The sequence below is a fragment of the Pseudomonas sp. IT-347P genome (genome assembly GCF_949768005.1).
Taxonomy (GTDB): domain Bacteria; phylum Pseudomonadota; class Gammaproteobacteria; order Pseudomonadales; family Pseudomonadaceae; genus Aquipseudomonas.
Genome location: NZ_CATKPQ010000022.1, coordinates 574,296 through 598,977, shown reverse-complemented (window position 1 = coordinate 598,977; position 24,682 = coordinate 574,296). Strand labels below are relative to the sequence as shown.

Annotated in this window: 18 protein-coding genes and 1 pseudogene; 2 read left to right on the top strand and 17 right to left on the bottom strand. The window is 56.5% G+C overall.

Annotated elements, in window-relative coordinates:
• Positions 1–516 precede the first annotated feature (516 nt).
• From ACM6IV_RS11475 to ACM6IV_RS11395, 17 genes and pseudogenes are all read right to left on the bottom strand, one after another.
• Positions 517–804, bottom strand: a complete 288-nt coding sequence (locus tag ACM6IV_RS11475) for a barstar family protein (protein ID WP_414870062.1) — start codon at positions 802–804, stop codon at positions 517–519.
• Between the two features lie 132 nt (positions 805–936).
• Positions 937–1,161, bottom strand: coding sequence for a hypothetical protein (locus tag ACM6IV_RS11470; RefSeq protein WP_414870061.1), 225 nt, complete (start codon positions 1,159–1,161; stop codon positions 937–939).
• A 272-nt stretch (positions 1,162–1,433) separates the two neighbouring features.
• The gene (locus tag ACM6IV_RS11465; RefSeq protein ID WP_414870060.1) at positions 1,434–1,838 is read right to left on the bottom strand and encodes a hypothetical protein; all 405 of its coding nucleotides are present in this window, start codon (positions 1,836–1,838) and stop codon (positions 1,434–1,436) included.
• A complete protein-coding gene (locus ACM6IV_RS11460) occupies positions 1,835–1,969 on the bottom strand; it encodes a polymorphic toxin type 47 domain-containing protein (RefSeq protein WP_414870261.1) in 135 nt (44 codons plus the stop codon). Before ACM6IV_RS11460 ends, ACM6IV_RS11465 begins: the two co-directional genes overlap by 4 nt.
• 141 nt (positions 1,970–2,110) lie before the next feature.
• The gene (locus ACM6IV_RS11455; RefSeq protein ID WP_414870059.1) at positions 2,111–2,506 is read right to left on the bottom strand and encodes a hypothetical protein; all 396 of its coding nucleotides are present in this window, start codon (positions 2,504–2,506) and stop codon (positions 2,111–2,113) included.
• Positions 2,507–2,951: 445 nt separating this feature from the next.
• A pseudogene (locus ACM6IV_RS11450) lies at positions 2,952–4,779 on the bottom strand (RHS repeat-associated core domain-containing protein); the annotation flags it as partial.
• 168 nt (positions 4,780–4,947) lie between these two features.
• Positions 4,948–5,316, bottom strand: a complete 369-nt coding sequence (locus tag ACM6IV_RS11445) for a hypothetical protein (RefSeq protein WP_414870058.1) — start codon at positions 5,314–5,316, stop codon at positions 4,948–4,950.
• Positions 5,317–5,321: 5 nt separating this feature from the next.
• Positions 5,322–10,160: an RHS repeat-associated core domain-containing protein gene (locus ACM6IV_RS11440; protein ID WP_414870057.1), complete on the bottom strand. Its 4,839-nt coding sequence runs from the start codon at positions 10,158–10,160 to the stop codon at positions 5,322–5,324.
• Complete coding sequence (locus tag ACM6IV_RS11435; protein ID WP_414870056.1) at positions 10,157–10,900, bottom strand: DUF4123 domain-containing protein; 744 nt, start codon at positions 10,898–10,900, stop codon at positions 10,157–10,159. Before ACM6IV_RS11435 ends, ACM6IV_RS11440 begins: the two co-directional genes overlap by 4 nt.
• Entirely contained in the window at positions 10,890–12,932 is a 2,043-nt protein-coding gene (tssI, locus tag ACM6IV_RS11430) for a type VI secretion system tip protein TssI/VgrG (RefSeq protein WP_414870055.1), read from the bottom strand. Before tssI ends, ACM6IV_RS11435 begins: the two co-directional genes overlap by 11 nt.
• A 131-nt stretch (positions 12,933–13,063) precedes the next feature.
• Complete coding sequence (locus ACM6IV_RS11425) at positions 13,064–13,579, bottom strand: Hcp family type VI secretion system effector (RefSeq protein WP_007949952.1); 516 nt, start codon at positions 13,577–13,579, stop codon at positions 13,064–13,066.
• Between the two features lie 354 nt (positions 13,580–13,933).
• Positions 13,934–15,313: a VOC family protein gene (locus tag ACM6IV_RS11420; RefSeq protein ID WP_414870054.1), complete on the bottom strand. Its 1,380-nt coding sequence runs from the start codon at positions 15,311–15,313 to the stop codon at positions 13,934–13,936.
• A gap of 88 nt (positions 15,314–15,401) precedes the next feature.
• Positions 15,402–16,622: a glycolate oxidase subunit GlcF gene (glcF, locus tag ACM6IV_RS11415; RefSeq protein ID WP_414870053.1), complete on the bottom strand. Its 1,221-nt coding sequence runs from the start codon at positions 16,620–16,622 to the stop codon at positions 15,402–15,404.
• Positions 16,623–16,624: 2 nt separating this feature from the next.
• A complete protein-coding gene (gene glcE, locus ACM6IV_RS11410) occupies positions 16,625–17,674 on the bottom strand; it encodes a glycolate oxidase subunit GlcE (protein WP_414870052.1) in 1,050 nt (349 codons plus the stop codon).
• Positions 17,674–19,173, bottom strand: coding sequence for a glycolate oxidase subunit GlcD (glcD, locus tag ACM6IV_RS11405; RefSeq protein WP_414870051.1), 1,500 nt, complete (start codon positions 19,171–19,173; stop codon positions 17,674–17,676). Before glcD ends, glcE begins: the two co-directional genes overlap by 1 nt.
• A gap of 57 nt (positions 19,174–19,230) precedes the next feature.
• Positions 19,231–20,157: an alpha/beta fold hydrolase gene (locus ACM6IV_RS11400; RefSeq protein WP_414870050.1), complete on the bottom strand. Its 927-nt coding sequence runs from the start codon at positions 20,155–20,157 to the stop codon at positions 19,231–19,233.
• A gap of 21 nt (positions 20,158–20,178) precedes the next feature.
• Entirely contained in the window at positions 20,179–21,633 is a 1,455-nt protein-coding gene (locus tag ACM6IV_RS11395; RefSeq protein WP_414870049.1) for a flavin-containing monooxygenase, read from the bottom strand.
• A 177-nt stretch (positions 21,634–21,810) separates the two neighbouring features.
• Between ACM6IV_RS11395 and ACM6IV_RS11390 the strand changes: the two genes are divergently transcribed.
• Both ACM6IV_RS11390 and ACM6IV_RS11385 read left to right on the top strand, forming a co-directional pair.
• Complete coding sequence (locus ACM6IV_RS11390; RefSeq protein WP_414870048.1) at positions 21,811–22,884, top strand: diguanylate cyclase; 1,074 nt, start codon at positions 21,811–21,813, stop codon at positions 22,882–22,884.
• A 214-nt stretch (positions 22,885–23,098) separates the two neighbouring features.
• Entirely contained in the window at positions 23,099–24,337 is a 1,239-nt protein-coding gene (locus ACM6IV_RS11385) for a M20/M25/M40 family metallo-hydrolase (protein WP_414870047.1), read from the top strand.
• Positions 24,338–24,682: the final 345 nt, after the last annotated feature.

The window sequence follows — 24,682 nt, the reverse complement described above, 5'->3', positions numbered from 1 at the left end:
GGGTGAACTCGATAGTTACTTTTTTTGGTGAGATTATGGCAAGATTGATCATTAACTGTGGTGTTGAGAATGATCTCCCTCCGACGTCGTAGATTTTATCTTCGTTCGCTAATTTGGGGCCGTAAAACTCGTGCGTCAAGTAACCTTCATCTTGGTTTAATAGGCGTATTAGTTTTTCATGACCCTTCATCTTCTCAAATGTAATGATTGCTTTCTTGAGTATTAAGAAGCCGTCCTCGTCCATGTTGTCTAGAAATTTTGAGTTCTGTAGTTTTATTGAACAAACTACTGGTTCGTCTGTTAGGTTAAAAACGACATTAAAAATTTCGAGTTGAAAGCTATTTTGAATGTTTTCAGTTGGAGGGATATTTATATAGGACATAACTCCGCCGGCATTGTCGATATCGATAGCTCCAAAGGATTCCGTAATGTAGGCCTTTCAATTGTTCATGTTATTCAGGGACAGACCACCTTCAGACAAAATAAAACGTGGTCTGGTTCCCGTTTACAGCTTTACTATTTCAGTTGGTAACTAAATTTCTCATCCAGTCCAAAGTTTTCATCTTGAGTTTTGACTCGATCAAGAATAATTAATATTTCTCTATATGAGTCGTCCATTAGTTCTTCTGAATGTTTTGAGTTTGTCCAAATTAATTCAATTGGGCGCTCTACATCGGTGCTGAGTAGATCCCAGAGCGCATTAAGATTATTTCCATAGTATTGAGTAACAGAAAAAGCAGACGCTATCCGCTTATGGAATTCTTGCTCAGATGAGATGGACAATCCATCAAGCACAACTATCATTTTGATTTACTTCCTCTTTCCAATACCAGGCATTACAGGGACAGACCACGTTAAATAGCGAGAAAGAGGAGAGTTTCCAAAGGGCAGATTATAGATACAAAAAAAGAAACCTTGGTCTGTCCCGTTTTCTACTCATGATTCGCTGAATTTTATTAGAGTATTTTTCCTCAATAACTGCTTCAGTTCAATCAGGTTGGGAAGCTGCGGCGATTGCCACCTCGGAGAACGTAGAGTCAAGAAGTTTTTTAAAAGCTCTATCGTTTCGGGCGATCGCAACTCTCCGAGAGCAGCAGCGCTTCTTTCTTGCCAGTATTCCTCTTTTAAAAGAATTGATTCATTAAGTTGTTGCCAGTCCATGGCGTTAAATTTTCCTTAAACTCCATGAGCTACCTGTTCAGTAATGTACTCATTCCAATTTGAGTCTTCATTTGCTCCAAGCCAGTAGTTATATTCTTCGTAAACCTTGGTGTTCATGTTGTTCAGGGACGGATCACGCTAAATAGCGAGAAAGAGGTGAGTTCCCCGACGGCAGATTATGGATGTAAAAACTGTGATTTTCCCCGTTTAAAATAAGGAGTCGTGGTCTGTCCTTGTTTTATTTCTTTCGGTTGCCTAGAGTCGATTTGTTTTTATTGAGTGCTATCGCTGGTATGAACGCAATCATGATCATCCATATAGATTAGCACTTTGAAGTTATCGTCGACTATCCAGAATGGGAATCCAGTCGTTTCGGAAAATAGCGTTTTAAGATCTGCAGAGGTTGCTAGTTTCCAAGCGTGAATCTTACTGTCCTGAACTATTAGTAAGGGGTTTTCAAAATTTTCGAGAATGTCTACTTTTTTCCAGAAGTCTGGATCGTGTTTTTTTTGGGGGGGGCTCCTCAAGTAAAAAGGGTCGAGGCCCTTTGTTTCAGGAGAAAAAAATGATGCCGTTAGCTTCATGATCAATTTAGATAGTTTATTCTCGCGTACGTTCTCATGCGCTAAGTTCTGCTCTGATAATACCGAATCGATTTCTTTTTCTAGGTAGTTCATTGAGGATCTCCAATTCTCGCGCGTGATACAGGCACAGATTCTAGCAATATGTGTCCTCTAACAGTCCCACCTGTACCACGCTTACCTAGCGTTTGGTAACCGACATGGAAAAAATGGAAAAAAGGGGACAGATTTATTTTCAGTTTGTAGAAGATAAATTTGTCCCCTGTTTTATTGCTTACTATGTATAGTTGGAATTTATACTAATTTAATCTTGTTTCTGCCAAAAAGTAAAAAACGTAACCTGCCCCCCGATTGCGCCCGTTTTTGTTTTAGTCTAGTGGATACTCACAAGTCCATGGGGGTGTGAAAAGTTCGGGGTTTATATTGTGTTCATGAAGGAATGAATTTATTTCTTCCTCTGTCTCAAACGTTTCCCATGCTGTGATTGTTGCGTCGTTTGCGCCAACACTATCTCTTGTTTCAAGAATATGAATTGGAAGGGTAAACTCTACAATAGCGTATTTAGAATGCCTTGCATCTTCTAGGAATTTATAGTAAAGCTCTCCAGGGTGTCTGTCTTCGAAGTTTAAATGATAAATAGCGTATATTGCGACCCACTTTCGAAGTGACTCTTCCTGCGTCGGGAGCTCTTGAGCAATCTCTGTATATGATTTTGCCTCTAGGCCCCACCACACTTTTCTAGGGATTGTTTTTTGAGTGCTCATTTTTGTCCTTCAAACTGGTTTGGCCAATAGATTCTTATAACTTCCCCTTTCACAGGGTGAAGTTGCAAATGTGGATGATCACCATGTGGGTCGCTCGGGTCGTGATTTGCCATCGTGACCTTTCTAGTTTTAATATCTGAAACTGGAGTGTCATCCCAATGATAGTATTTCTCGGGGTCTTTCGTTTTTCTAAAATGTGTTTTAGCAGTCGCAGAGTTGAACTCTTCGGCGTTTCTATATCCTTGACCTACATATTTCCCCAAAAACAGCTCCTCCGCTTCTGCTCTGCTATTTACGGTGACGGAGGTAGCACCGCGATCAAGCGCATCTGATGCCCTTTTTACAGAACCATTCGACCACGGGATGTCTGGTGTCGAAGGTTCTTTCGTGTCGACTCGCGCATTTTCTGTCGGCGCAGTTGGGTTTCCTTGGCCATCGCCATTTGGGGGGCATCCATTCAAACCCAACGGATCCACCCACCCCGTAGGGTTCGGCACGTACTGGTAGCTATTCAAACCACCCGCAAGCTTGATCGGATCCGGCGTCAAAAACCGTCCAGTTCCCGGATTGTAGTAGCGGTGCCGGTTGTAATGTAACCCTGTCTCCGCATCGAAATACTGACCCTGGAACCGCAACGGGTTATCGATCTCGCTGACGTCCAGCGCGGCGAGATTACCGTAGGCTCGGTACTTCGCCGACCACATGATCTCGCCGCTGTAGTCGGTTAATTCCTGTGGTGTGCCGAGGTGGTCGAGTTGATAGTAAAACGGCGTAGCCTTGCGCGGGCCTTCGCCATCGAGCATCGCCAGTGGACGGAAGCTGCCCGGTTCGTAGATGTAGCTGCGATAGCGGTTTTCAGCGCCCTCTGCGATCAGGCGTTCACCTTGCCAGAGGAACTCGGTGGTGTGCCCGTCGACGGTTTTTTCGATACGGCGGCCAAAGGCGTCGTATTTGTAGCTCGCGATGCTTCCACCCGGCAGGCTGACGCCGACGAGGCGGTGCTGACAGTCGTAGCGGTATTCGGTGACCAGTTTCTGACCCGTACCACGCCGTTCGCGGATCAGATTGCCGTAGGCGTCATAGTCATAATGGCGGTCACCCTGCATCAGCAGGCGGTTGCCTTTGACGTTGGCGAGGTTTGCGGTGCCTTCATTGCTTTGGCCCAGCAGGTTGCCCGCCGGGTCATGGGCGAAGCTTTCCGGAGTAGCACCGCGCACGCTGATGAGTCGATCGAGCGGGTCGTAGTGGTAGCTGCGGTTGCCTTTGCGGCTGTCATCGATACCCGCGAGATTGCCATTGGCGTCGTAGTTATAACGACGCTGGAAGAGGCTCTTGTCTCGCTGGCCGACGGTGTGTGCTTGCAGGCGGCCTTGCTCGTCGTACTGGTATTGGCTGAGCAACAAACCTTGCTGACGTTTTTGTTCGCGCCCAGCACTGAACTGGTGAGAGGTCAGGCGTGAGCCGTTGAGGTCGATGCTGCTCAGTTGCCCGCCGGGTTGGTGACGGTAATCGAGTTTGCTGCCGTCAGGGAGGCGGCAGTGTTTGAGCTGACCAACGCTGTCGTATTCATAGCGCAGGGTGCCCCAGCCTTGGTGTTCTTCGATGAGGCGGTCTTGCAGGTCGTATTTGTAGGCGAGCGGCCAGTGGCCGTCGTCGACGTTAACGAGGCGACCGAGGGCGTCGTAGCTGTAGTGGATTTCTTCGCCATCGGCCAGGGTTTTCACCAGCAGCCGACCAGCAGCATCGCGCTGATACTCAGTGACCAGTTCGCTGCCATCGTCGCCGAATTCGGTTTTCTTCAGCAGTTGGCCGTTGAGGTCATACTCGTAAGCCGTACGACGACCGTCGAAACCGGTTTCCTGCTGGATCAGGCCGTTGGCGTAATAATCGAGGTGATATTGCTCGCCGCGCTCGTTTTCGATTTCAGTCAGCAGCAGACGCGAGTTGTCGTAGCGATAGCGCAGTTGGCTGCCGTCGGGATTGATGCGGCGACTGACCAGATGCAGATTTTCCGCATATTCGTACCGAATTATGCGGCCGAGTTCATCGCGTTCAGCGGTGACATTACCGTAGGCGTTATAGGTAAACGCACGGGTTGCACCGCCCGGCAGTGTGACTTGGGCGAGGCGATTGGCTGCATCCCACTGGTATTGGGTAATGGCGCCGGATTCTTCCTGGCGGGTGATCTGCCGACCCAGCGCGTCGTAACGATACTTGCGTTGGCCGCCATCGGGCAGGCGTTCTTCCAGCAACTGGCCGAGGTTGTTCCAGCCGAAGAAAATGTGACCTGTCCCCGATTACATGCTCAGATAGATTACTCCGAGATTACTCATGGAAAGACCACGTTTAGAAATCTCCAAAATGGAGATTGTTCAGGCGCAGACTACATCTAAAAAACCAGAAAACGTAATCTGTGCCCCCCGGGCCTTCCATTTATGGGTTTACCAGAGGTCGATACGCGCACATTCAAATTCAATTAAGTCTCCGGTCATAATTCCGCCCGGTAGATAGTCATCAATAATCATGGCGATTTCTCCAACGGTTACTATTTGTTCTGAAGCGTTTGATACTTTGCCGATGATTTTTCTGGATAGTCCTTGCTCTTGAATATTCCAAATCCCTACTTTCGCAAGGTCTTTGCAACGCATTGCGTTTTTCATCGAGAAAATATGCAGCGGTTCACTTACTTCATCTCCGATATTTAAGCTACAAGGATAGGAAAAGGCTACGCAAGTAAACTCGCCATCGCTTATTTCAACTTCGGCCTCTTCGGAGGCTTTAGATATCCACTTTATATTTTTTACAATCACAGTCGTCACTCTGATGGTTTTAGGCCGTATGGATATTTCCAGCCGACATGTGGATCTGAACCAATCGTATCTGTCTTGACCGACTTCGGTTGTGCCTTCCATCCCAAGCTCGGAGCTTTAGTTTCAAAAAATGATACGGACTTTAGGTGCATCGTAGTAATCTCACCCGTAACTCTGTCGACTCCCACAAGCAACCCCTTAGCGCTACCTACTCCTCCAGGAATTGCAACAAAAGCGTTCAGTTCGGGCGCAAACGTCCCGTTGCGAATAACCGAGTTTGCGTCAGCTACGTATTGTTCGAGAGTGTAATTGTCGTGCCCCAGGGTTTGTCCAATTTCGTCGCCGTGCTTCTCAAAGTGACGTACGTCTTCTCCCGGCTTAAATTTTCTGTCGGCGATCGGAGGAGTGGGAGCCCCTTCTTTTACTTTGGTTGTTTCCTCAGGCTTCTTCGATGATCCTGAATCACCATTTTTTCCCCCTGGACACTCGCTATGACCTAGTGGGTCTACCCAACCCGTAGGGTTAGTCACGTACTGGTAGCTGTTCAAGCCACCCGCAAGCTTGATCGGGTCCGGCGTCAAAAACCGTCCCGTGCTCGGATTGTAATAGCGATGGCGGTTGTAGTGTAGGCCTGTTTCGACATCAAAGTACTGACCCTGGAAGCGCAGCGGGTTATCGATTTCGCTGACGTCAAGCGCAGCGAGGTTACCGTACGCTCGGTATTTGGCCGACCACATGATCTCGCCGCTGTAATCAGTGAGTTCCTGTGGTGTGCCGAGGTGGTCGAGTTGGTAATAAAACGGCGTGGCTTTGCGCGGGCCTTCGCCGTCGAGCATAGCCAACGGGCGGAAGCTGCCGGGCTCATAGATATAGCTGCGGTAGCGGTTTTCGGCGCTTTCCGCGATTAATCGTTCGCCTTGCCACAGAAATTCGGTGGTATGGCCGTCTACGGTTTTTTCGATACGGCGGCCGAAGGCGTCGTACTTGTAAGTCGCGGTGCTGCCTCCTGGCAGGCTTACGCCGATGAGGCGATGCTGGCAGTCATAACGGTATTCGGTGACGAGTTTCTGGCCGGTGCCGCGACGTTCGCGGATCAGGTTGCCGTAAGCGTCGTAGTCGTAGTGGCGGTCGCCCTGCATGAGCAAGCGGTTGCCTTTGACGTTGGCGAGGTTGGCGGTGCCTTCGTTGTTCTGACCCAGCAGGTTTCCCGCCGGGTCATGCGCAAAGCTTTCCGGTGTCGCGCCGCGCACGCTGATTAGCCGATTCAATGGATCGTAGTGATAGCTGCGGTTGCCTTTACGACTGTCGTCGACGCCGGCAAGGTTGCCGTTGGCGTCGTAGTTGTAGCGACGCTGGAACAGATTTTTGTCTCGCTGGCTGACGCTGTGGGCCTGCAATCGGCCTTGTTCGTCGTACTGGTATTGGCTAAGCAGCAATCCTTGCTGGCGCTGTTGTTCGCGTCCGGCGCTGAACTGGTGAGAGGTCAGGCGAGAACCGTTGAGATCAATGCTGCTCAGACGTCCGCCGGACAGATGACGGTAATCGAGCGTACTGCCATCGGGCAGGCGGCAGTGACTCAATTGGCCGACGCTGTCGTATTGGTACCAAGTGGTGCCCCAGCCTTGGTGCTCAGCGATCAACCGATCCTGCACGTCATATTCGTAAGCAAGCGGCCAGTTACCGTCGTCGACGTTGACCAAGCGACCTAGGGCGTCGTAGCTGTAGTGGATTTCCTCGCCGTCGGGCAGGGTTTTCACCAGCAGGCGGCCAGAGGCATCGCGCTGGTACTCGCTGACCAGTTCACTGCCGTCATCGCCGAACTCGGTTTTCTTCAGCAACTGACCGTTGAGGTCGTACTCATACGCCGTGCGGCGGCCGTCGAAGCCAGTTTCTTGCTGGATCAGGCCGTTGGCGTAGTAGTCGAGGTGGTATTGCTCGCCGCGTTCGTTCTCGATTTCAGTGAGCAACAGACCTGCGTTGTCGTAGCGATAGCGCAGTTGGCTGCCGTCCGAGTTGATGCGACGGCTGATCAGATGCAGGTTGTCAGCGTATTCATAACGGGTGATACGGCCGAGTTCGTCGCGTTCGGCGGTGACCCGGCCATAAGGATTGTAGGTAAAGGTGCGCGTGCCGCCACCGGGCAGGGTGACTTGAGTCAGGCGATCAACAGCATCCCATTGGTAATGAGTGATGGCGCTGAATTCGTCTTGCCGGGTAATTTGCCGGCCGAAGGCGTCGTAGCGGTACTTTCGTTGGCCACCGTCCGGCAGACGTTCTTCGAGCAATTGGCCGAGGTTGTTCCAACCTAATTGATGGCGGCTGCCATCAGGGTGGTGAATCTCCAGCAAGCGGCCTTGGCGGTCATAGCTGTATTGGGTTTCATTACCTTGCGGGTCGATTTGCTGAGTGATATCACCTTGCGGATTGTAGTCGTACTGCCAACGCCCTTTGCCTCGTCTAACCTCGATCAGTTGGCCATTGTAGTAGTTGTAAAGCGTTGGCTCGTCTTCCGGAGGAATCACGGCCAGCAAGCGACCAGCATCGCTGTACTGGTATTCGGTGACCGCGCCCAACGGATCCTTTACAGCGATCAAGCGGCCCTGGTCGTCGTAGGCTTTTTGGGTTTCTGCACCGTTCGGAGCGGTTTCGCTGATCAGACGCGCATGCTCGTCGTGCACGTAAACTTGTTCACTGCCATCGCCGTTGTGAACCGTTACCGTGCCATTGTCATCCCACTCATATCGCGTTTCCAATGGCGAGTAGTTTGTCCAGTGGCGGACGCAGCGGGACAGTTTGCCTTCGCGTTCCCATTCCCAGAAGAAACTGGCGCCGCCGGCCAGTTTCCGCTCAAGAATCACGTGCTGCTGGTTGTACCGGTAATGCTCGGTTTCACCCGCGGCGTTAGTTGCCGAAACGAGTTGATGTTGAGCGTTATACGCGTATGAGACTAGCGTCTTCAGGGTAAGCCATGGATCCTGGCGTTTACCGGACTCGTCATATTCCGAACGTTGTTGCTGTTGATCCACGGCAACGATATGCCGATCGTCATAGCGCAGCAGTAAAGAGCGGCCGGCGCCATTGTCGATGCGTTGAATACGCCCGACCAGGTCATAGCTGATGTGCACCTGGTTTTCATACGAATCGCTGATAGTGGTCAGACGGTTCGCACGGAAATGATAGAAACGCGGCTTTGCCCCGGCTTGCGTGAGAATCAGTTCACCGGGTGTGTCCCCCAGAAAAATCGCCGCTTGAGCGAGGCTGTTGGTGATGGCCGGACGTTGTTCGGTCGGCATCGGGAAGCGGGTCTGGCGATTTTCATTGTCTGTCCACAGCACGCCTTCATCATCGATCTGCAAATGATGAGACAGTGAGTGGCTCCAGCCCGGTCCCATGCGATTGTCGATTTCGACGGCGCTGCTGCGGTAGAGGCGGGTCCACTCCAGGGGTAACAGACCGGCCAGCTCTCCATCGGTGAGGGTCAGCAGTTCCTCACCGGTGACCATGGACACGGGGTCACCGTTGGAGCAGGTTTTGCCGACGCATTGTGCGGGTTCGTCAGCCGGGTTTTTGGACTGTTTTGGCGCGTTATCGATGTTCTCTTGCTGTTCCAGACGCGTTTCGTTCTGGGTTTTGTCTCGTGCGTGGATTTGCGCGTCGTTTTCAATTTTCCCCCCAGTGGCAGGAGAGGACCGCTTCGGAGCGGTTGCCGTTTGCGCTGGCGTATGGTCAGCGACATTAGCCACCGCCTTTTTGCCTGAGTTCGCGACCCCGCTTCCATGGAATCTCAACGAGGCTGCAGCATCGGCATGGGTTTTGGAGCGAATCCTGCTAATTTCGATGAGTTTGGCAGTGACCTTCTCAACCAGGCTGATCGCTTTTTGCGCCTGCAATGTGCCCTTGACCGTTTTCGCACCAGCACGTAATGCAACACCCAATCCCCCGGTGAAAATAATCCCCAGTACGATATAGAGTATCTCCGACTTCAACCTGGCCAGCACATCTGTGCGGGTCTGCGGTGGCAACATCGTCGTCCAGGCCCAGACGGCAGCGACATACACCCATAACAGTGGCTCATCACTGGCGATCAGAAAACTGGTATGGAGGGCTTCCTTCGAAGCGTTGTAGATCTTCTTGATATTCTCGTCGGTGAAAAACTTCTTGAGAGTTTCGTAATTTTCACGGGGATGGGTAACAAGCTGAAACAGCGACTTGATATCGCCCCAGATACCCATGACGAATTTCCAGAAACCATCCCATTCGGATTGCAACTGTTGCCAAAGGCGACCTGCGATCGACGCATTATTATGTTCTTTCCACAATGGCAGGCACGTTGTTGTCCATTCCGAGGACAACCACTTGCTCAGATCGCCGATGACGTCGTCGTAGGATTTGAACAGTCGAGCGTTGTGTGCGTCGGTCAGGTCGGGGTAGAAGGTAATTCGGTAGAGCTGACGAGGTGTCAGGTCGCTAATGACCTCAATCCCGGTTGCGCCGATTGTTTTACGCACAACTTGCCCTGCGACGGGATTGTTCTTCGCGTCGACAGGAGTCAGAACCACTGGAGTGTTGCCAATCGGCACAAAACGCGCCGATTCGAAACTATGAATTAGCGTTAATTTCCCATTCTCGGGACAGGTGGCGAAGTAAACTGGTTTCGTCTTGCTGTCCGTCGCAACAGGTTTTTTGACCTCGTCACCGACTTGAAATTGCTGCTCCATTTCCAGGCCAGGTATGAATCTGGCTGTGGACCGGTAATCCTTCAGGCAGTTTTTGAACTCGGCAATAACCTTGTTGAAGTCAGGCTGTTTAGCGGTGACATGAGCGATCGTATCCAATGGGGTCATACCACCACCTCTTTTTCCAGGTAGGCCTTCAGCAGCCCGGCAAAATTTTCTTCCGTGAGCGGCGTGCGCTTTACGAAACGCGCCACTTTTTGTTTCAGATTTGATTCGGGGAACGAGAAGTACAGATCGGCATGTTCGTCCAGCAGCCACTGCATCATGTTGCCGATGACGGTCGAAGGATTCTCCGCCATCAATCCATCCAGTAAATCCTTCGGCACCTCCCACCACGGCCAATCCTTAACCTTCGGCACAACCCGTGTCCCAACCTCCAGCGACTGCCCATTAATCAGATACCGCTCAAACATCGGCATCACTTCCCCAGCCTTCTCCCCCAATCCGTGCAGAATCGGGTAGATATGCCGCCCATCCCAAAACCGGAAAAACACCTCGGTCCCGTCCGGCATCTTCACCTGCGTCAGGCTGCGCAAGTGCTCGAACACTTCATTCGGCTCGGAACGCGACACCGCCAGCCATCCCCAGTCGAGGGCATCGGTTTCAGCGATCCACGGCAGGAACGCGGAATTGGCTTTGAGTTCGGTGACATACGGCATCACCGGTTGCCAAGTGGAGTAGGGCGTGCCGCCCCAGATCGGGATGAGCTGGGCGGTGGGTTCGGTGAGATACAGGTTTTTCAGCGCGTCGGAATCGCTTGCTGCACTGATGATCAGGTACAGGCGTTCGCCAGTCTGCAACGGCTGTTGCGCCAGCCAGTCCTTGGGCGTAATTCGATCAGATGGCACAGGCACCTGCCTTGCATTTTTCGCATTCTTCGCAGAACGGCGCGTTACGTTTGAGGGTGTTGATCTGGGCCGGGGTCAGGACCTGGCCGGCCTTGTCGGCGTCGGCCTGTTTCAGGATACCGGGCATCAGTGGGGCGGCGCCGGTGCCGCTGCCCGGGCTACCCCCGGAGTTCATGTTGATCACCGGCCCACTCATCGTGACACCACCAGCGTCGATCTTGATGAAGCTGCCACCGCCGATCAGGGTCAGTTCGGCGCCGGCTTCCATCACGACTTTCATGCCGCTGCTCAGATGGATTTCTTGCCCGGCGTCGATGAACTGGCCGGTGCCGATCTTGATGTGCTGGTTGACGCCGACGGTGAGGTGGTCGTTGGCGCGGGCTTCGACTTTGCGGTCGGCGTAGACGGTGTGGTGTTCTTCGGCCTTGAATTCTGTGTAGCTGTTCTGCTCGACGGTGTCGTGGCGTTCGTTGCCGACGCGGATTTTCTGGTCGTGCTCGACGTTTTCGTCCCAGTCGCGCTGGGCGTGCAGGTAGATCTGTTCCTGACCTTTTTTGTCTTCGATGCGCAGTTCGTTGTAGCCGCCACCGCCCATGGAACTCAGGGTCTTGAAGGTGCTGCGGGTCTTGTTCGCCGGCAGAGGATAGGGGACGGTGTTTTCCTTGTGGTACAGGCAGCCGCTGATCAGCGGTTGATCGGGGTCGCCTTCAAGGAAGGTGACCAGCACTTCCATGCCGATGCGCGGGATGGCGATGCCGCCGTACTGGGCGCCGGCCCAGGCGCTGGAGACGCGTAGCCAGCAGCTGGTTTTGTCGTCGGCCTGGCCTTCGCGGTCCCAGTGGAACTGGACTTTGACGCGGCCGTACTCGTCGCAATGGATCTCTTCACCTTTCGGGCCGGTGACCACGGCGCTCTGGCTGCCGAGGATGCGTGGTTTCGGGTGGCGCAGGGGCGGGCGGTTCGGCACGTCCCACGGGGTGGCCTGAAAGCGGTTGCGGTAGCCCTGGTGGAAATCGTCTTTCAGCGCGGTGGTGTCGCTGGTCACCGACTCTTCGAGGACTTGCGGCTGCTTGCCTTCGTGGTGGACTTCGGTGAGCAACCAGAGGTCGTTCCATTTGGCTTTCGGGTGCGCGGTGAGGGCGAGGAAATGGCCACTGACCAGCAACGGCTGATCGCTCTTGCCTTCAGCCAGCTTGAAATCACTGCGATGGCGTTCGAGGGCGCGTTTGGCCAGGTGTTTGCCGCGCTCGCGGTCGATGAAGCGGCCCGGGTAATCGTAGTCCTCGAGGTCGGGCAGAGCGTCGCCGCGCTGCTCGCTTTCGAGGGTGATACGCGGTTTTTCGAAATCGTAATCGCGGCGGGTGGTGCGGCTGGTGCGGGTTTCCAGACGCAGGTCGAAACGCTTGATCACCGGGTCGCTGGCAACCATGCCGGAGTCTTGCTGATAGGCCACTGGCTTGAGTTTCGGGAACACCGTCTGGTCATCGCCGAACACCAGTTTGTGCGCCGTCGCCGTGTGCTCGAAGTGGTAATGAATACCTTCTTCCTCGCACAGGCGCTGGATGAAATGCAGGTCCGATTCATCGTATTGCACGCAATAGACGCGCTCGGGATAAATCGAACCGGTCTTGAATTCGTAGGCGTTGCTCTGGATACCGTGCTCTTCGAGAACCATGCCGATGATTTTCGGCACCGTGAGGTTCTGGAAGATGCGTTGATTGACGCGATGCGCCAGGTACGACAATTGCGGGCGCAGGGTCACCGAATAACGGGTCAGGCGTTTGCCGGAATCGCCTTGCGCGGCGCGATAGATCTGGCCATGGATGCCGCTGCCGTCGGGCGACAGCTGCAGGAAGGCCGGTTTGTGCAGCAGGGTTTCGAGGTCCAGCGACGGCTGCTCACTGACCAGCTCCACCTCGAAGACAAAAGGCTGGCTGATGGCTTCCCGTCCGGTCAGGGTGAATACCTGAAAATCGGCGGATAGCCCTTCGATGGTCAGGGCAAAGTGGGTTTCATTGGCCGGCGCGAACATCCCTTGTTCCTCGTGCTGTACAGCGGCGTTCGTCGACGACCGCAAAGCGGCTCAACGTACGCGAAATTCTGGAGGGGCGTAAACAACATCGACCAGCAGAGCTGGCCGATGCTTGTAACGATCAGCCGTAATTAAACGACTGGAGCACGCCAGTCATCGGAACCCGAAGTACCGGATACTTCGTGGGTCCAGGTGATTTTGCGGTAGGTGAACTGCACTTCTTCCAGGTGGGTGAAGTGCGCGTTGCCTGGATCCTGGCAGTTGTGCATTTTGTTGTTGATGGCGACGATGATCGCGTCTTCCAGTTTGGTGGTGTAGTAGTGCTCTTGAGTACCTTGAGCAGAAGTACGGTACCACTGGATAACGATTTCGCTCATGCGCTCGCCGGAGGTCAGAGCGGCTTGCAGCAGAGGCGAAGCCTTGTCGTAGACCTTGGTGATCACAACTGGCTTGTGAACGCGCTGACCGGTTGGCTGACCGGATTGCGGGTCACGCGGGATGATCACGTCGTGGGTGAAAGCCTGAACCATAACCTGGTCTTCGTGGCCTTCCTGGTAGGTGTTGCCTACGGAGTCAGCGGTGAAAGCGCCTGCAGTGATCAGGCCTTGTTTTTCGCCGGTAACCGACATGTACGCTGGTGTTGCCATGGGGTGCTCTCCTTGCGGATAAATTTAGGGTGCCCGGGAGGCGAAATCGCCCGGTGGGTGCCTGACTGTTATCAAGGAGCGTGCCAACAATTGTGGCGGCCACGCGGGCCGGGGTGTTCAGCCGATTTTTTGCGCCGATGCGCGAAATAGAGCGGCCATCCAAAGCAAAAGTGCGCAAGAAGTTGCGCAGTACTGCGCAACTTCTTGCGCACTTGGCTGCAGGCCTTGTGCGGTGGTGCTTACAGCGGTTTTATCAGCCTTTTTTGCCAATCAAGTGCGCAACTTCTTGCGCACAATGGCCAGATGCCCTCATTTGGCTGAAGCGGCTGCCGAAGGCTGCGATCTTTTCGACCGTTACCGGGAAAGTGTGGTGAGGCACTCATCGATCGAACGCTGCTGCGTCGCCGCATACAACCCCAACTCATCAATGGTCGCGCACCCCAGCGCCTCCTCGAAGGCCTGCCGATTGGAGTGTTCGCCGTAATGCGTCTGTGCCGCATCGCCAAGGTTCGACTGAAAAATCCCCGCGGCACTGACCGGCAGGAAATCTTCGTACACCAACGGCTCCGCTTTCACATAGCCATCGCGCAGCAAGTCCTCCAGAGACGACTGCGCGAGTCCTGCGGCGGCCAAACTTTTTTCCGTGGCGAAATAGCGAAAGTACGCCAACCCTTGTTCACGCATACCCTCGATACTGTCAGGAAATTCACCAAAGTGCTGAGCCATCAGCGCGTTGTAGCGTGCGGCGTTGGCTTCGTTGGGGAAGTCGCCGAGTTCATCGCGTGCGGCATTGAGCAAGCGGTCGTACAGCGCTCGACCCTTGGGCGTGAGTGCCGCGCCGCGCTGTTCGATTTCGCCGAAACGCGCGCTGTGACTGCCACGGGTTTCGTTCTGATCGGTGAAGGCAATCGGCTCGTCCAGCGCCTTGAAACTGGTCTGGCGCAAGAGGATCGGGCACTGTCGGCGCGGCGGGCCTTCGATCACGGCTTTCGGAGTGATGCCATGGGCCGGCATCTGTTCCTGCACGCGGTCGATGTCCAGCGTGCGCGGCGTCAGGTGATTGATGTGCGGGCCTTTGAACGCCACTACGTCGGCGATCAAACGGTGTTGGGCGCTCAGCGTCTGGTATTGCTCGGCAGTAACCGTGGCGCTGTGGTGCCAGCGAAAAGTTTCCAGTGCCTGTAAGACGAATGCCTCGGCCTCGCTTTCATTCAATCCGCCTGCGGATTCAGCTTGCGCGATCAGGCGCAATGCTTCCGGGGTGAAGATTGACCGCTTGGCCAGCACGGATTCGGCAAAGGTGCGCAGTTGCGGATCCTCAATCAACTCCAGGCGCAACAACGACGTGAACACCCGAAACGGGCTGACTTGCAGCGCCTGTTCATGCACCGCGCGAAACGCCGTTGAATGCACCGGCACGCCTGCCGGGGTCAGGTCGTAATAACCCACCGGTTGCATGCCCATCACTGCAAACAAGCGGGCGAGGGTGGCCAGTTCCGTCGCAGTACCAACGCGAATGGCGCCATGGCGCTCCATGTCCAGACGTTCGATTTCACCGGTGCTGTCGAGCTGCCGGGCGATGTCCGGCTGACGTGCAAGCACTTCGCGGTTGGTCTGTTCCACCAACTCCATCAGCGCGCCGTACAGCGGCACTTCTTCGCGGTACATGTCGGACATCGCTTTGGAGAAGCGTTGGCGGATCAGGTCGGGGCTGACGAACGGCTGCACAGTCATGAAAAAAATTCCTGCCACGGTCACGGAATGGATGAGGGAAAAGATCGCAGCCTTCTCGCACGCGGGCAAACGAAGAATCCTACGAACTTCATTCTGCCAACGACTGATCCACCAGTTCGATCCAGTGCATCACCCGCGTGCGCCCGGCGCTGGCCAGATGGCTCTGACAGCCGACGTTGGAGGTGACGATCAACTCAGGGCGGCCGCTCTCCAGCGCATTGAGGCGGTTGTCGCGCAGTTGCCGGGCCAGTACCGGTTGCGTGAGCGAATAGGTGCCCGCCGAGCCGCAGCACAAATGGCCGTCGGGCACGGCGGTGAGATTGAAACCGAGGCGTGTCAGCACGGCTTCCACCGCACCGCCCAGTTTTAACGCGTGCTGCAACGTGCACGGGCAATGCACGGCAATCCGTCGTTCGCTGGCGGCGCAGATCTGTTCGAGCGGTTCCTGCGCGAGTAGCTGCACCAGATCCACGGTCCGCTCGCTGATGTCCCGGGCCTTGGCCGCATATACCGGATCACCTTGCAGCAAATGCCCGTAATCCTTGATGAATGCGCCGCAACCGCTGGCGGTTTGCACAATCGTTTCGGCACCGTTTTGCAGGTGCGGCCACCAGGCATCGATGTTCTGCCGGGCGCGGTCGAGGCCTTTGGCCTGGGCGTCGAGGTGATAGTCGAGTGCACCGCAACAACCGGCCTCGGCCACCGCGGTGACGCTGATGCCCAAGCGATCCAGCACCCGCGCGGTGGCGTCATTGGTGTTCGGCGACAACCCCGGTTGCACACAGCCTTCAAGCAACAACACCCGCCGGGCATGACGCGGGGCAGGGCGCAAACCGGAAGGCGCCAGATGTTGCGGCAGTTTACTTTCCAGCATTCGCGGCAGCAGCGGGCGAAACGTCGTGCCTACCCGCAGCAAGCCTTTGAACACCCCCGGATTCGGCGCCAATGCGCGCAAGCCCTCACGCAACAGGCGTTGCGCCGCCGGACGCGGTACCGCGTGATCGACCACCGCGCGGCCGATGTCGAGCAGGTTGTGATAATCGACGCCGGACGGGCAGGTGGTTTCGCAGTTGCGGCACGACAGGCAACGGTCCAGATGCAGTTGCGTCTGCGCCGTCGCCGGTGCCCCTTCGAGCACTTGCTTGATCAAGTAAATGCGCCCGCGCGGGCCATCCAGTTCATCGCCGAGCAACTGATAGGTCGGGCAGGTCGCGTTACAAAAGCCGCAATGCACGCAGGTACGGAGAATTTTTTCCGCTTCGGCGGCGCGGGGCAGTTGCCGGGACTGTTCGCTGAGCGTGGTTTGCATGACTAGAACTCCGCGTACATCCGCCCGGGGTTGAACAGCCCTTGCGGGTCGAGTTGCGCCTTGAGTTGCCGGTGATAGCGCAGCAGCGTCCAGGCCAGTGGCTGGAACGGCGATGAGCTGGCGCCGTGGGTGAAGCAGGTGGCATGGCCGCCGAGTTCCTGAGCGAGGATATGAATGTGCGCCGCGTCGGATTTCAGCCAGCGTTGCGCGCCGGCCCAGTCGACCAGTTGCTCGCCAGGCAGATCCAGTGGCCCGAGATTGTTCGGCAAAGACAAACGCCACAGCGGCAGACCTTCGTTGAAAAACGCTAGACGTTGTTCATTCAGATCCCGCCAGAACCCTGAATCCAGTGGCTCACCGCCGAGCCGTTTATGCGCCGCCGTCACCGAGCCTTCGCCGCCCTCAAGCCGCAGATACAGGCTCTGGCCATCGTGGCACGCAGCGCTGATCGGCAACGGTTGTTGCCCCCATTCGGCAAGGTTGGCCAGCGCCCGCGCGCACTCCATGTCGAGGCGAATGCTCAGGCACTGGCGCGGTTTTGGCAGGACTTTCAGCGAGACCTCGGTGAGCACGCCGAGGCAGCCGTAACTGCCGGCCATCAGCCGCGACAGGTCATAACCGGCGACGTTTTTCATCACTTCGCCGCCGAAACGCAGGTGCTGACCGAGGCCGGTGATGACCCGCGTACCCAGAACGAAGTCGCGCACCGAGCCGGACCACGGTCGTCGTGGCCCGGACAACCCCGTGGCGATCATGCCGCCCACCGTTGCGCCTTCGCCGAACGCCGGCGGCTCACAGGGCAGCATTTGTCCGCCAGCCTCCAGCGCCGCCAGCAGTTCGGACAATGGCGTGCCGGCGCGTGCGGTGATCACCAGCTCGGTTGGTTCATAACGCACGATGCCGCAGTGGGCGCGGGTGTCGAGCACTTCGCCGGCCACCTCGCGGCCGAGAAACGCCTTGCTGTTGCCACCCTGAATTTTCAGCGGCGTGGCATTCGCCCGCGCTGCATTGACCTGATCGAGCAGGGCGCTGGCGGCGTCGACATCGGCCATCAGAAGCGCTCCAGTTCGGGGAACGGCAGTTGCCCAGCATGAATGTGCATCGCGCCGAATTCGGCACAGCGGTGCAGGGTCGGAATGTTTTTGCCGGGGTTGAGCAAGCCTTTAGGGTCGAACGCGGCTTTTATTGCGTGAAACAGACTCAACTCATCGTTGTTGAACTGCGCGCACATTTGATTGATTTTCTCGCGGCCGACGCCGTGCTCACCGGTGATGCTGCCGCCAACCTGCACGCACAGTTCAAGAATCTTGCCGCCCAAGGCTTCGGCGCGGTGCAATTCGCCGGGTTGATTGGCGTCGAACAGAATCAGCGGGTGCATGTTGCCGTCGCCGGCATGGAACACGTTGGCCACGCGCAAACCGTATTCTTCGCCGAGGCGGGCGATGCCTTGCAGGACGCCGGGCAATTCACGGCGCGGGATGGTGCCGTCCATGCAGTAATAGTCCGGTGACAAACGGCCGATGGCCGGGAAAGCGTTTTTGCGCCCGGCCCAGAAGCGCACGCGCTCGGCTTCGTCGCGGGCCTGACGCACTTCGCTGGCACCGGCTGCGGTCATGACCTCGCGCACCCGCTGGCAATCGTCGTGGACATCGGCTTCGACGCCATCGAGTTCGCACAGCAGAATCGCCTCGGCATCGACCGGGTAACCGGCGTGGATGAAATCTTCGGCGGCGCGAATGGCGAGGTTGTCCATCATCTCCAGGCCGCCGGGAATGATTCCCGCCGCGATGATTTCGGCGACCGCACGGCCAGCCTTTTCCACGGAATCGAAACTGGCCAGCAGGACTTTCGCGACCTGGGGTTTGGGCAGCAGTTTGACCGTGACTTCGGTGATGATCCCCAGCAGACCTTCGGAGCCGGTGAACAACGCGAGTAAATCGAAACCCGCTGAATCGAGGGCATCCGAACCGAGGGTCAGGCGTTCGCCTTCGATGGTCAGCACTTCGATTTTCAGCAGGTTGTGCACGGTCAGGCCGTATTTGAGGCAATGCACGCCGCCGGCGTTTTCCGCAACATTGCCGCCAATCGAACAGGCGATCTGCGAGGACGGATCCGGCGCGTAATACAGGCCGAACGGCGCCGCCGCCTGGGAGATCGCCAGATTGCGAACACCGGGCTGAACCCGTGCGGAGCGAGCGGTGGGGTCGATGTGCAGGATCTGGTTGAAGCGCGCCATTACCAGCAGCAAGCCCTGTTCCAGCGGCAAGGCGCCGCCGGACAAACCGGTGCCGGCACCACGGGCCACCACCGGGACGTCTTTTTCATGGCAGAGTTTGAGCAGGGTTTGCACCTGCTCAAGTCGACGGGGCAGGGCAACCAGCATCGGCGTGGTGCGGTAGGCGGAAAGGCCGTCGCATTCGTAGGGCTTGAGTTCGTCCTCGCGCCATAAAATGTCGAGGTCCGGCACGGCCTGTTGCAAGGCCTTGAGCAATTCAGCCTTCTTCACCTGCGGCAACGGACCGTCGAGGCGCTCGTCATAAAGAATGTTCATTTCGACCTACCGATTTCTCGCGTTGATCGTAGGAACGATCAGGAGCCGGGTGCGTTGTCATCTCTGGCTTCCCAAAAACTCGCGATAAAGCTCTGCAGTATTCCCCGGCTGTTCGACCATCGGCATATGCCCGACATGATCCCAGACATCCACGCGCAAATTGGCGATGCCCTTGCTCCACACCGGCACGCTGCTGACGTCGATCAGCCGATCCTTGCGTCCCCAGAGCAACAGCGCCGGGCATTTGATATCGGCAAGTTTCGGCTCCATCGGCGGGCTGGCGCGGAAATCACGGAAGATTTCTTCCAGTTCATCGCGTTGTTGTTCGTAGCGCTGGGCGATGGCGTCCAGCACCAGGTTCGGCACCCACGGCGGTGATTCCATGGTCATCGCATAAAAACGGCGAAACTCTTCCCGCGAGTTGATCAGAAACGGGTTATGCCCGCGCGCCAGATGCCGCTCCATGTCGCTGACCTCGGGCGCGGTAACGCCCGCCGGATCGATCAACGCCAGCGAGGCGATCCGGTCTGGATACGTCGCCGCCAGCCACGCGGCGATGTAGCCGCCCATCGAGTTGCCGATCACGTGGACTCTTTCCACACCACAGACGTCGAGCAACTGAATCATGCGTTTGGCCTGCAACGGAATGTCGTAGCCGCCGCCAGCCTTGAAGCCGGTTTCACCGTGGCCGGCCAAATCCGGGATGATCACCCGATACTGGCGCACGAAGTGCCGGGAAAAGCGCAGCCACAGGTTCTTGTCGGCGCTGTAGCCATGCAGCATCAGAATCGCGCTGGCCGCTTCATACGGCCCGCCCTGCCAGGTCGAGACGGTCATTTCGGCGATCGGCACTTCGATCTTGTGCAATTTGTACAACTTGGCCTCGATGGCCATGTTCAGGTCATACAGCCAATGGCCGACCGCCGGATAACTCAACCAGCTCCAGGCTACGAAAACCGCGAGGGCGACAAACAGCAAAAGCATCGACGTCTTCCTTTTACGTGTTCAGGACAGAATGTGGTCGGCTGGTTTCAGCGCCCGGGTCAAGCGGTGATAGCTGAAACTGAAGCCGGGAAACATCGCGATCACATGACCGCTCTTGCTTTGATACCAACTGTGGCAGCCGCCGGACTTCCAGACCGTGCGCTGCATTTCCCGATGAATCATCTCAGTGTAGGTACGTTCTGCTTCGCGGCGCACTTCAATGCTGCGCAGGCCTTTGGCCTGCACGGTGCGGATGCAGTCGAGGATGTAGTTCATCTGCGATTCGATGATGAACAGCGCCGAGGTGTGGCCAATGCCGGTATTGGGGCCGGTGACGATAAACAGGTTGGGAAAGTCCGGCAGGCTGGTGCCCAGATAGGCGCGCGGGTATTGCGCCCAAACCTCTCTGAGTTGCACGGCGTTTTTTCCGCTGACCGGGTAGGAAATCACCCCGTCGGTGGCGTCGTAGCCGGTCGACCAGACGATCAGATCAACATCGATGTGCTGGCCGTCCTCGGTGTTGATACCGGTTTCGTCGATGGACGCGATGCCTTGCTCGCGGGTATGCAACGTGACGTTGGCACGGCTCAGTGCCGGGTAATAGGTGCTGGACACCAACACCCGTTTGCAGCCGATGGTGAAGTCCGGGGTGAGTTTTTCCTGCAGCACCGGGTCCGGCACCTGGCGTTTAAGAAAACGCAGGGCGTGCTGCTGCACCAGGTGAATCGCCGCTTTCGAGTATTTGAAGGCAATGACCCGGGTTTCGAATTGCCAGTAAATCAACCAGCGCAACAGTGTGTAGGCGGGTTTGCGGCCGAGCAACCAGCGTTGCAGCGGCCCGAACTGACGATCGGCACGGGGCAGCACCCAGTGTGGCGTGCGCTGAAACACATGCAAATGCTCGACCTGCGACGCAATCGCCGGGATCACCTGCACCGCGCTGGCACCGCTGCCGACAATCGCCACGCGTTTAGCGCGGTAGTCGTAGCTGTGATCCCAGTTGTTTGTATGAAAAGTCTCGCCTTGAAAGCGATTCTGGCCGGGAAAGTGCGGGATGACCGGTTGGCTCAATGGCCCGGTGGCATTGATCAGGAACTGCGCATAAAAGGTACCCTTGCTGCCAGTGTGCACAGCCCAGCGTTTTTCCGTGTCGTCCCATTCGACGCGCTCGACATTGGCTTGCAACTCCACGCGTTCACGCAAACCGAACTGCTCGATGACATGCTCGGTGTAGCGCTGCAGTTCGGCCTGGCCGGCGAACATCTGCGACCAGCGGTAGGGTGCGAACGATAGCGAATACAACGGCGACGGCACGTCCACTGCCGCGCCGGGGTAGGTGTTCTGGCACCAGGTGCCGCCAAAGAAGTCCCTGCGCTCCAGCAGACGAAAATCGTCGATCCCGGCCTTGAGCAGGTTGACCGCGGCACACTGGCCGCCAAACCCGCTGCCGATGATCAACACTTGAAAGGTGTGCATGGGCCTCCTTCTTATAGTTGTTTTTCCATTTTGCTCCTTTCATGTATAGCCAAATATTGGCCCTGTGCGCGGCCCTGATGGCGCGCTATTCAGCCCGCTGGCCGGTGATGGCTATTTAACGTTGCCCTGATAGACTCCCATCACGTCCGTCCTGCGGTGTGCGTGATCGAGGTCCTTATGGGAAACACGGGAGGAAAGGGACTTTCATTAGCCAGGAGGCTTTATACGTCGCGCGTCCTCGGGTTGATTCTGGGGCTCGTGTGCGTGAGCGTGGCGATGTACTCGCTCGATCCGCCGCTGTGGGTCTGGGCACTGATGTTCTTCAATGGCCTGGTCTGGCCGCATCTGGCGTTTCAATGGGCGCGCCGCGCCCGGGTTCCTTACCACGCTGAACACCGCAATCTGTTGATCGACGCCTTTTTCGGCGGCTTTTGGCTTGCCGCCATGCATTTCAATCCGCTGCCCACGGCGACGACCATTTCGATGATGGCAATGAACAATGTCGCGATCGGTGGTTCACGCTTTCTATTGGCAGGCTCGGCGGCGCAGTTGCTCGGGGTCGGCGTCGGGCTGGTGGTGTTTGCGCCGGCATTCGTTCCGCCGACCACGCCTGCGCAAATGTACGCCTGTTTTCCGTTATTGCTGCTGTACCCGTTGGCGCTGGGTTGGATCTGCTTTCGCCAGGCCTACACCCTCGGTCTGCATAAACGCGAATTGCTTGCCCTGAGCCGCACCGACAGCCTCACCGGGCTACTCAATCATGGCGCCTGGAAGGATCAACTGGAGATTGCCTTTCAGCGTTGCAAACGGCAGAAACAGGGCGCGGCGATTGCGTTGATCGACATCGATCACTTCAAAGCGATCAACGACACCTACGGCCACGTTGCGGGCGACATCGTGTTGCGGCAGTTGAGCAAGTTACTTAAACAAAACTTGCGGGCGACAGACGTTGCCGGGCGCTATGGCGGTGATGAGTTTTGTGTGATTTTGCCGGATCTGCCGCTGTTCAACGCCGCGCAAGCCATGGAAGCACTGCGCGAGCGCTTTGCGATTCTGGGTTATGAGCAGAACCCGGCGTTGAAGGTCAGCTTGAGTATTGGCCTGGCGGCATACGATCCGGCGCATGCCGACGCCACGCGCTGGCTCAACGATGCCGATCAGGCGTTGTACGAGGCCAAGGCGAGCGGGCGTAACCGGGTGATCTGCAACTGCGATGACAAGCCGCGGCTGCCATTGCTGGATTCGGTTTGACCGCTACACCACACACCCCCTGTGGGAGCGAGCTTGCTCGCGAAGGCGTCCTGCCAGACGATATCAATGTTGACTGATCCACCGCTTTCGCGAGCAAGCTCGCTCCCACAGGGGTTTGTGTGTGTCTGTTAGATCAGTGTCGCATTCGGTGTAGAGCCTCGCGCCAATGTCGGGTACGTTTAAATCCCCCCAGACGCGAAACAAGGACCGCTTCATGACGTGCTCATTTTCTCGCTCCCTGCTGGCCGCCAGCCTCGGCCTGTCTCTCGCCTTCTCCACAGCACACGCCTTCGCCGAACCGCATAAACAAGTACTCGCCGACGCCGAGCAATACCAGCCAGAAGCCCTGAAATTGCTGGAGCGGCTGGTCAATATCGACTCCGGTTCCGGTTATGAACCGGGCCTCAAGCAAGTCAGCGACATCGCCATCGATGAGCTGAAAAAACTCGGCGCCACCATCGAACTGGTACCGAACACACCGGAAAAATCCAACCATGTACTGGCCACGCTGAAAGGCACCGGCAAGGCGAAAATCCTGCTGATGGCGCACATGGACACGGTGTTCAAGGAAGGTTCGGCGGCCGAGCGGCCGTTCCACATCAAGGATGGCCGCGCTTACGGGCCGGGGGTGATGGATGACAAGGGTGGCATCGTCGCCGGGATCTATGCGCTGAAAGTCCTGAAAAACCTCGACTTCAAGGACTACGCGCAAATCACCTTCCTGCTCGACGCCAGCGAAGAAACCGGTTCGGACGTCGCCACCGACCTGATCAAGAAAACCGCCAAACAGCACGACGTGACCCTCAATCTGGAGCCGGGCCGCCCGGCCGATGGGCTGGTGGTCTGGCGCAAGGGCAGTGCGACGGCGCTGGTCGAGGTCAAGGGCAAAGCCGCACACGCTGGCGTCGCCCCGGAACTGGGGCGCAACGCGGCGATGGAAGCGGCGCACCAGATTCTTCAGTTGGGCAAACTTGGTGATGAGGCGAAGAAAACCACCATTAACTTCACCGTGCTCAAGGCCGGTGACCGCACCAACGTGATTCCCGATCAAGCCACGGCCAAGGCGGACGTGCGCGCGGCGGTGCCGGAGGAGTTTGACCGGATCGAGAAGGACCTGGCGCGGGTGTCGCAGGACAAGCTGATTCCTGAAACTGAAGTGAAGACTTCGTTGCAGCGCGGCTTGCCACCGATGCCGCAGACGCCTGAGTCGGACCGTCTGATGGCCATGGCCCAGGGGATTTACGGCGAGATTGGCCGCAAGTTGACCGAGGAGGGCAGTGGTGGCGCGGCAGATGCCAGTTTGTCCGCCGGGGTCGGCACGCCGACGCTGGATGGTTTCGGGATTGTTGGCGGCAATATTCACACGCCGGAGGAATACGCCGAAGTGGCGAGCGTGGCGCCGCGGATTTATTTGTTGTCGCGGATGATTATGGAGTTGGCCAAGCCGCGGTGAGTGGGTTTGTGGCGTGACTGATGCGGGTGGGGTGTCAGGTGCATTTGCCCTCACCCTAACCCTCTCCCGGAGGGAGAGGGAACTGACCGCGTTGTTAGTGATGAATACGGCGGCCTGAAAGATCAATTTTGAATTCAAAATCGGATTCAGCGCGGTGTCACAAGTCGGCGTAGCTCCCGAGCATCCCCCAATCAGTTCCCTCTCCCTCTGGGAGAGGGCTAGGGTGAGGGGCTTTTGTGGGAAAAGTTGGTATCTGTTGATGCGCGAGGGCTGTGCGATTCTGAATGTGATTCAGGCGCGGGCGGTGCAGCGGGAAGAGGCTTACAAGACGCCGGTTTAGCGCTG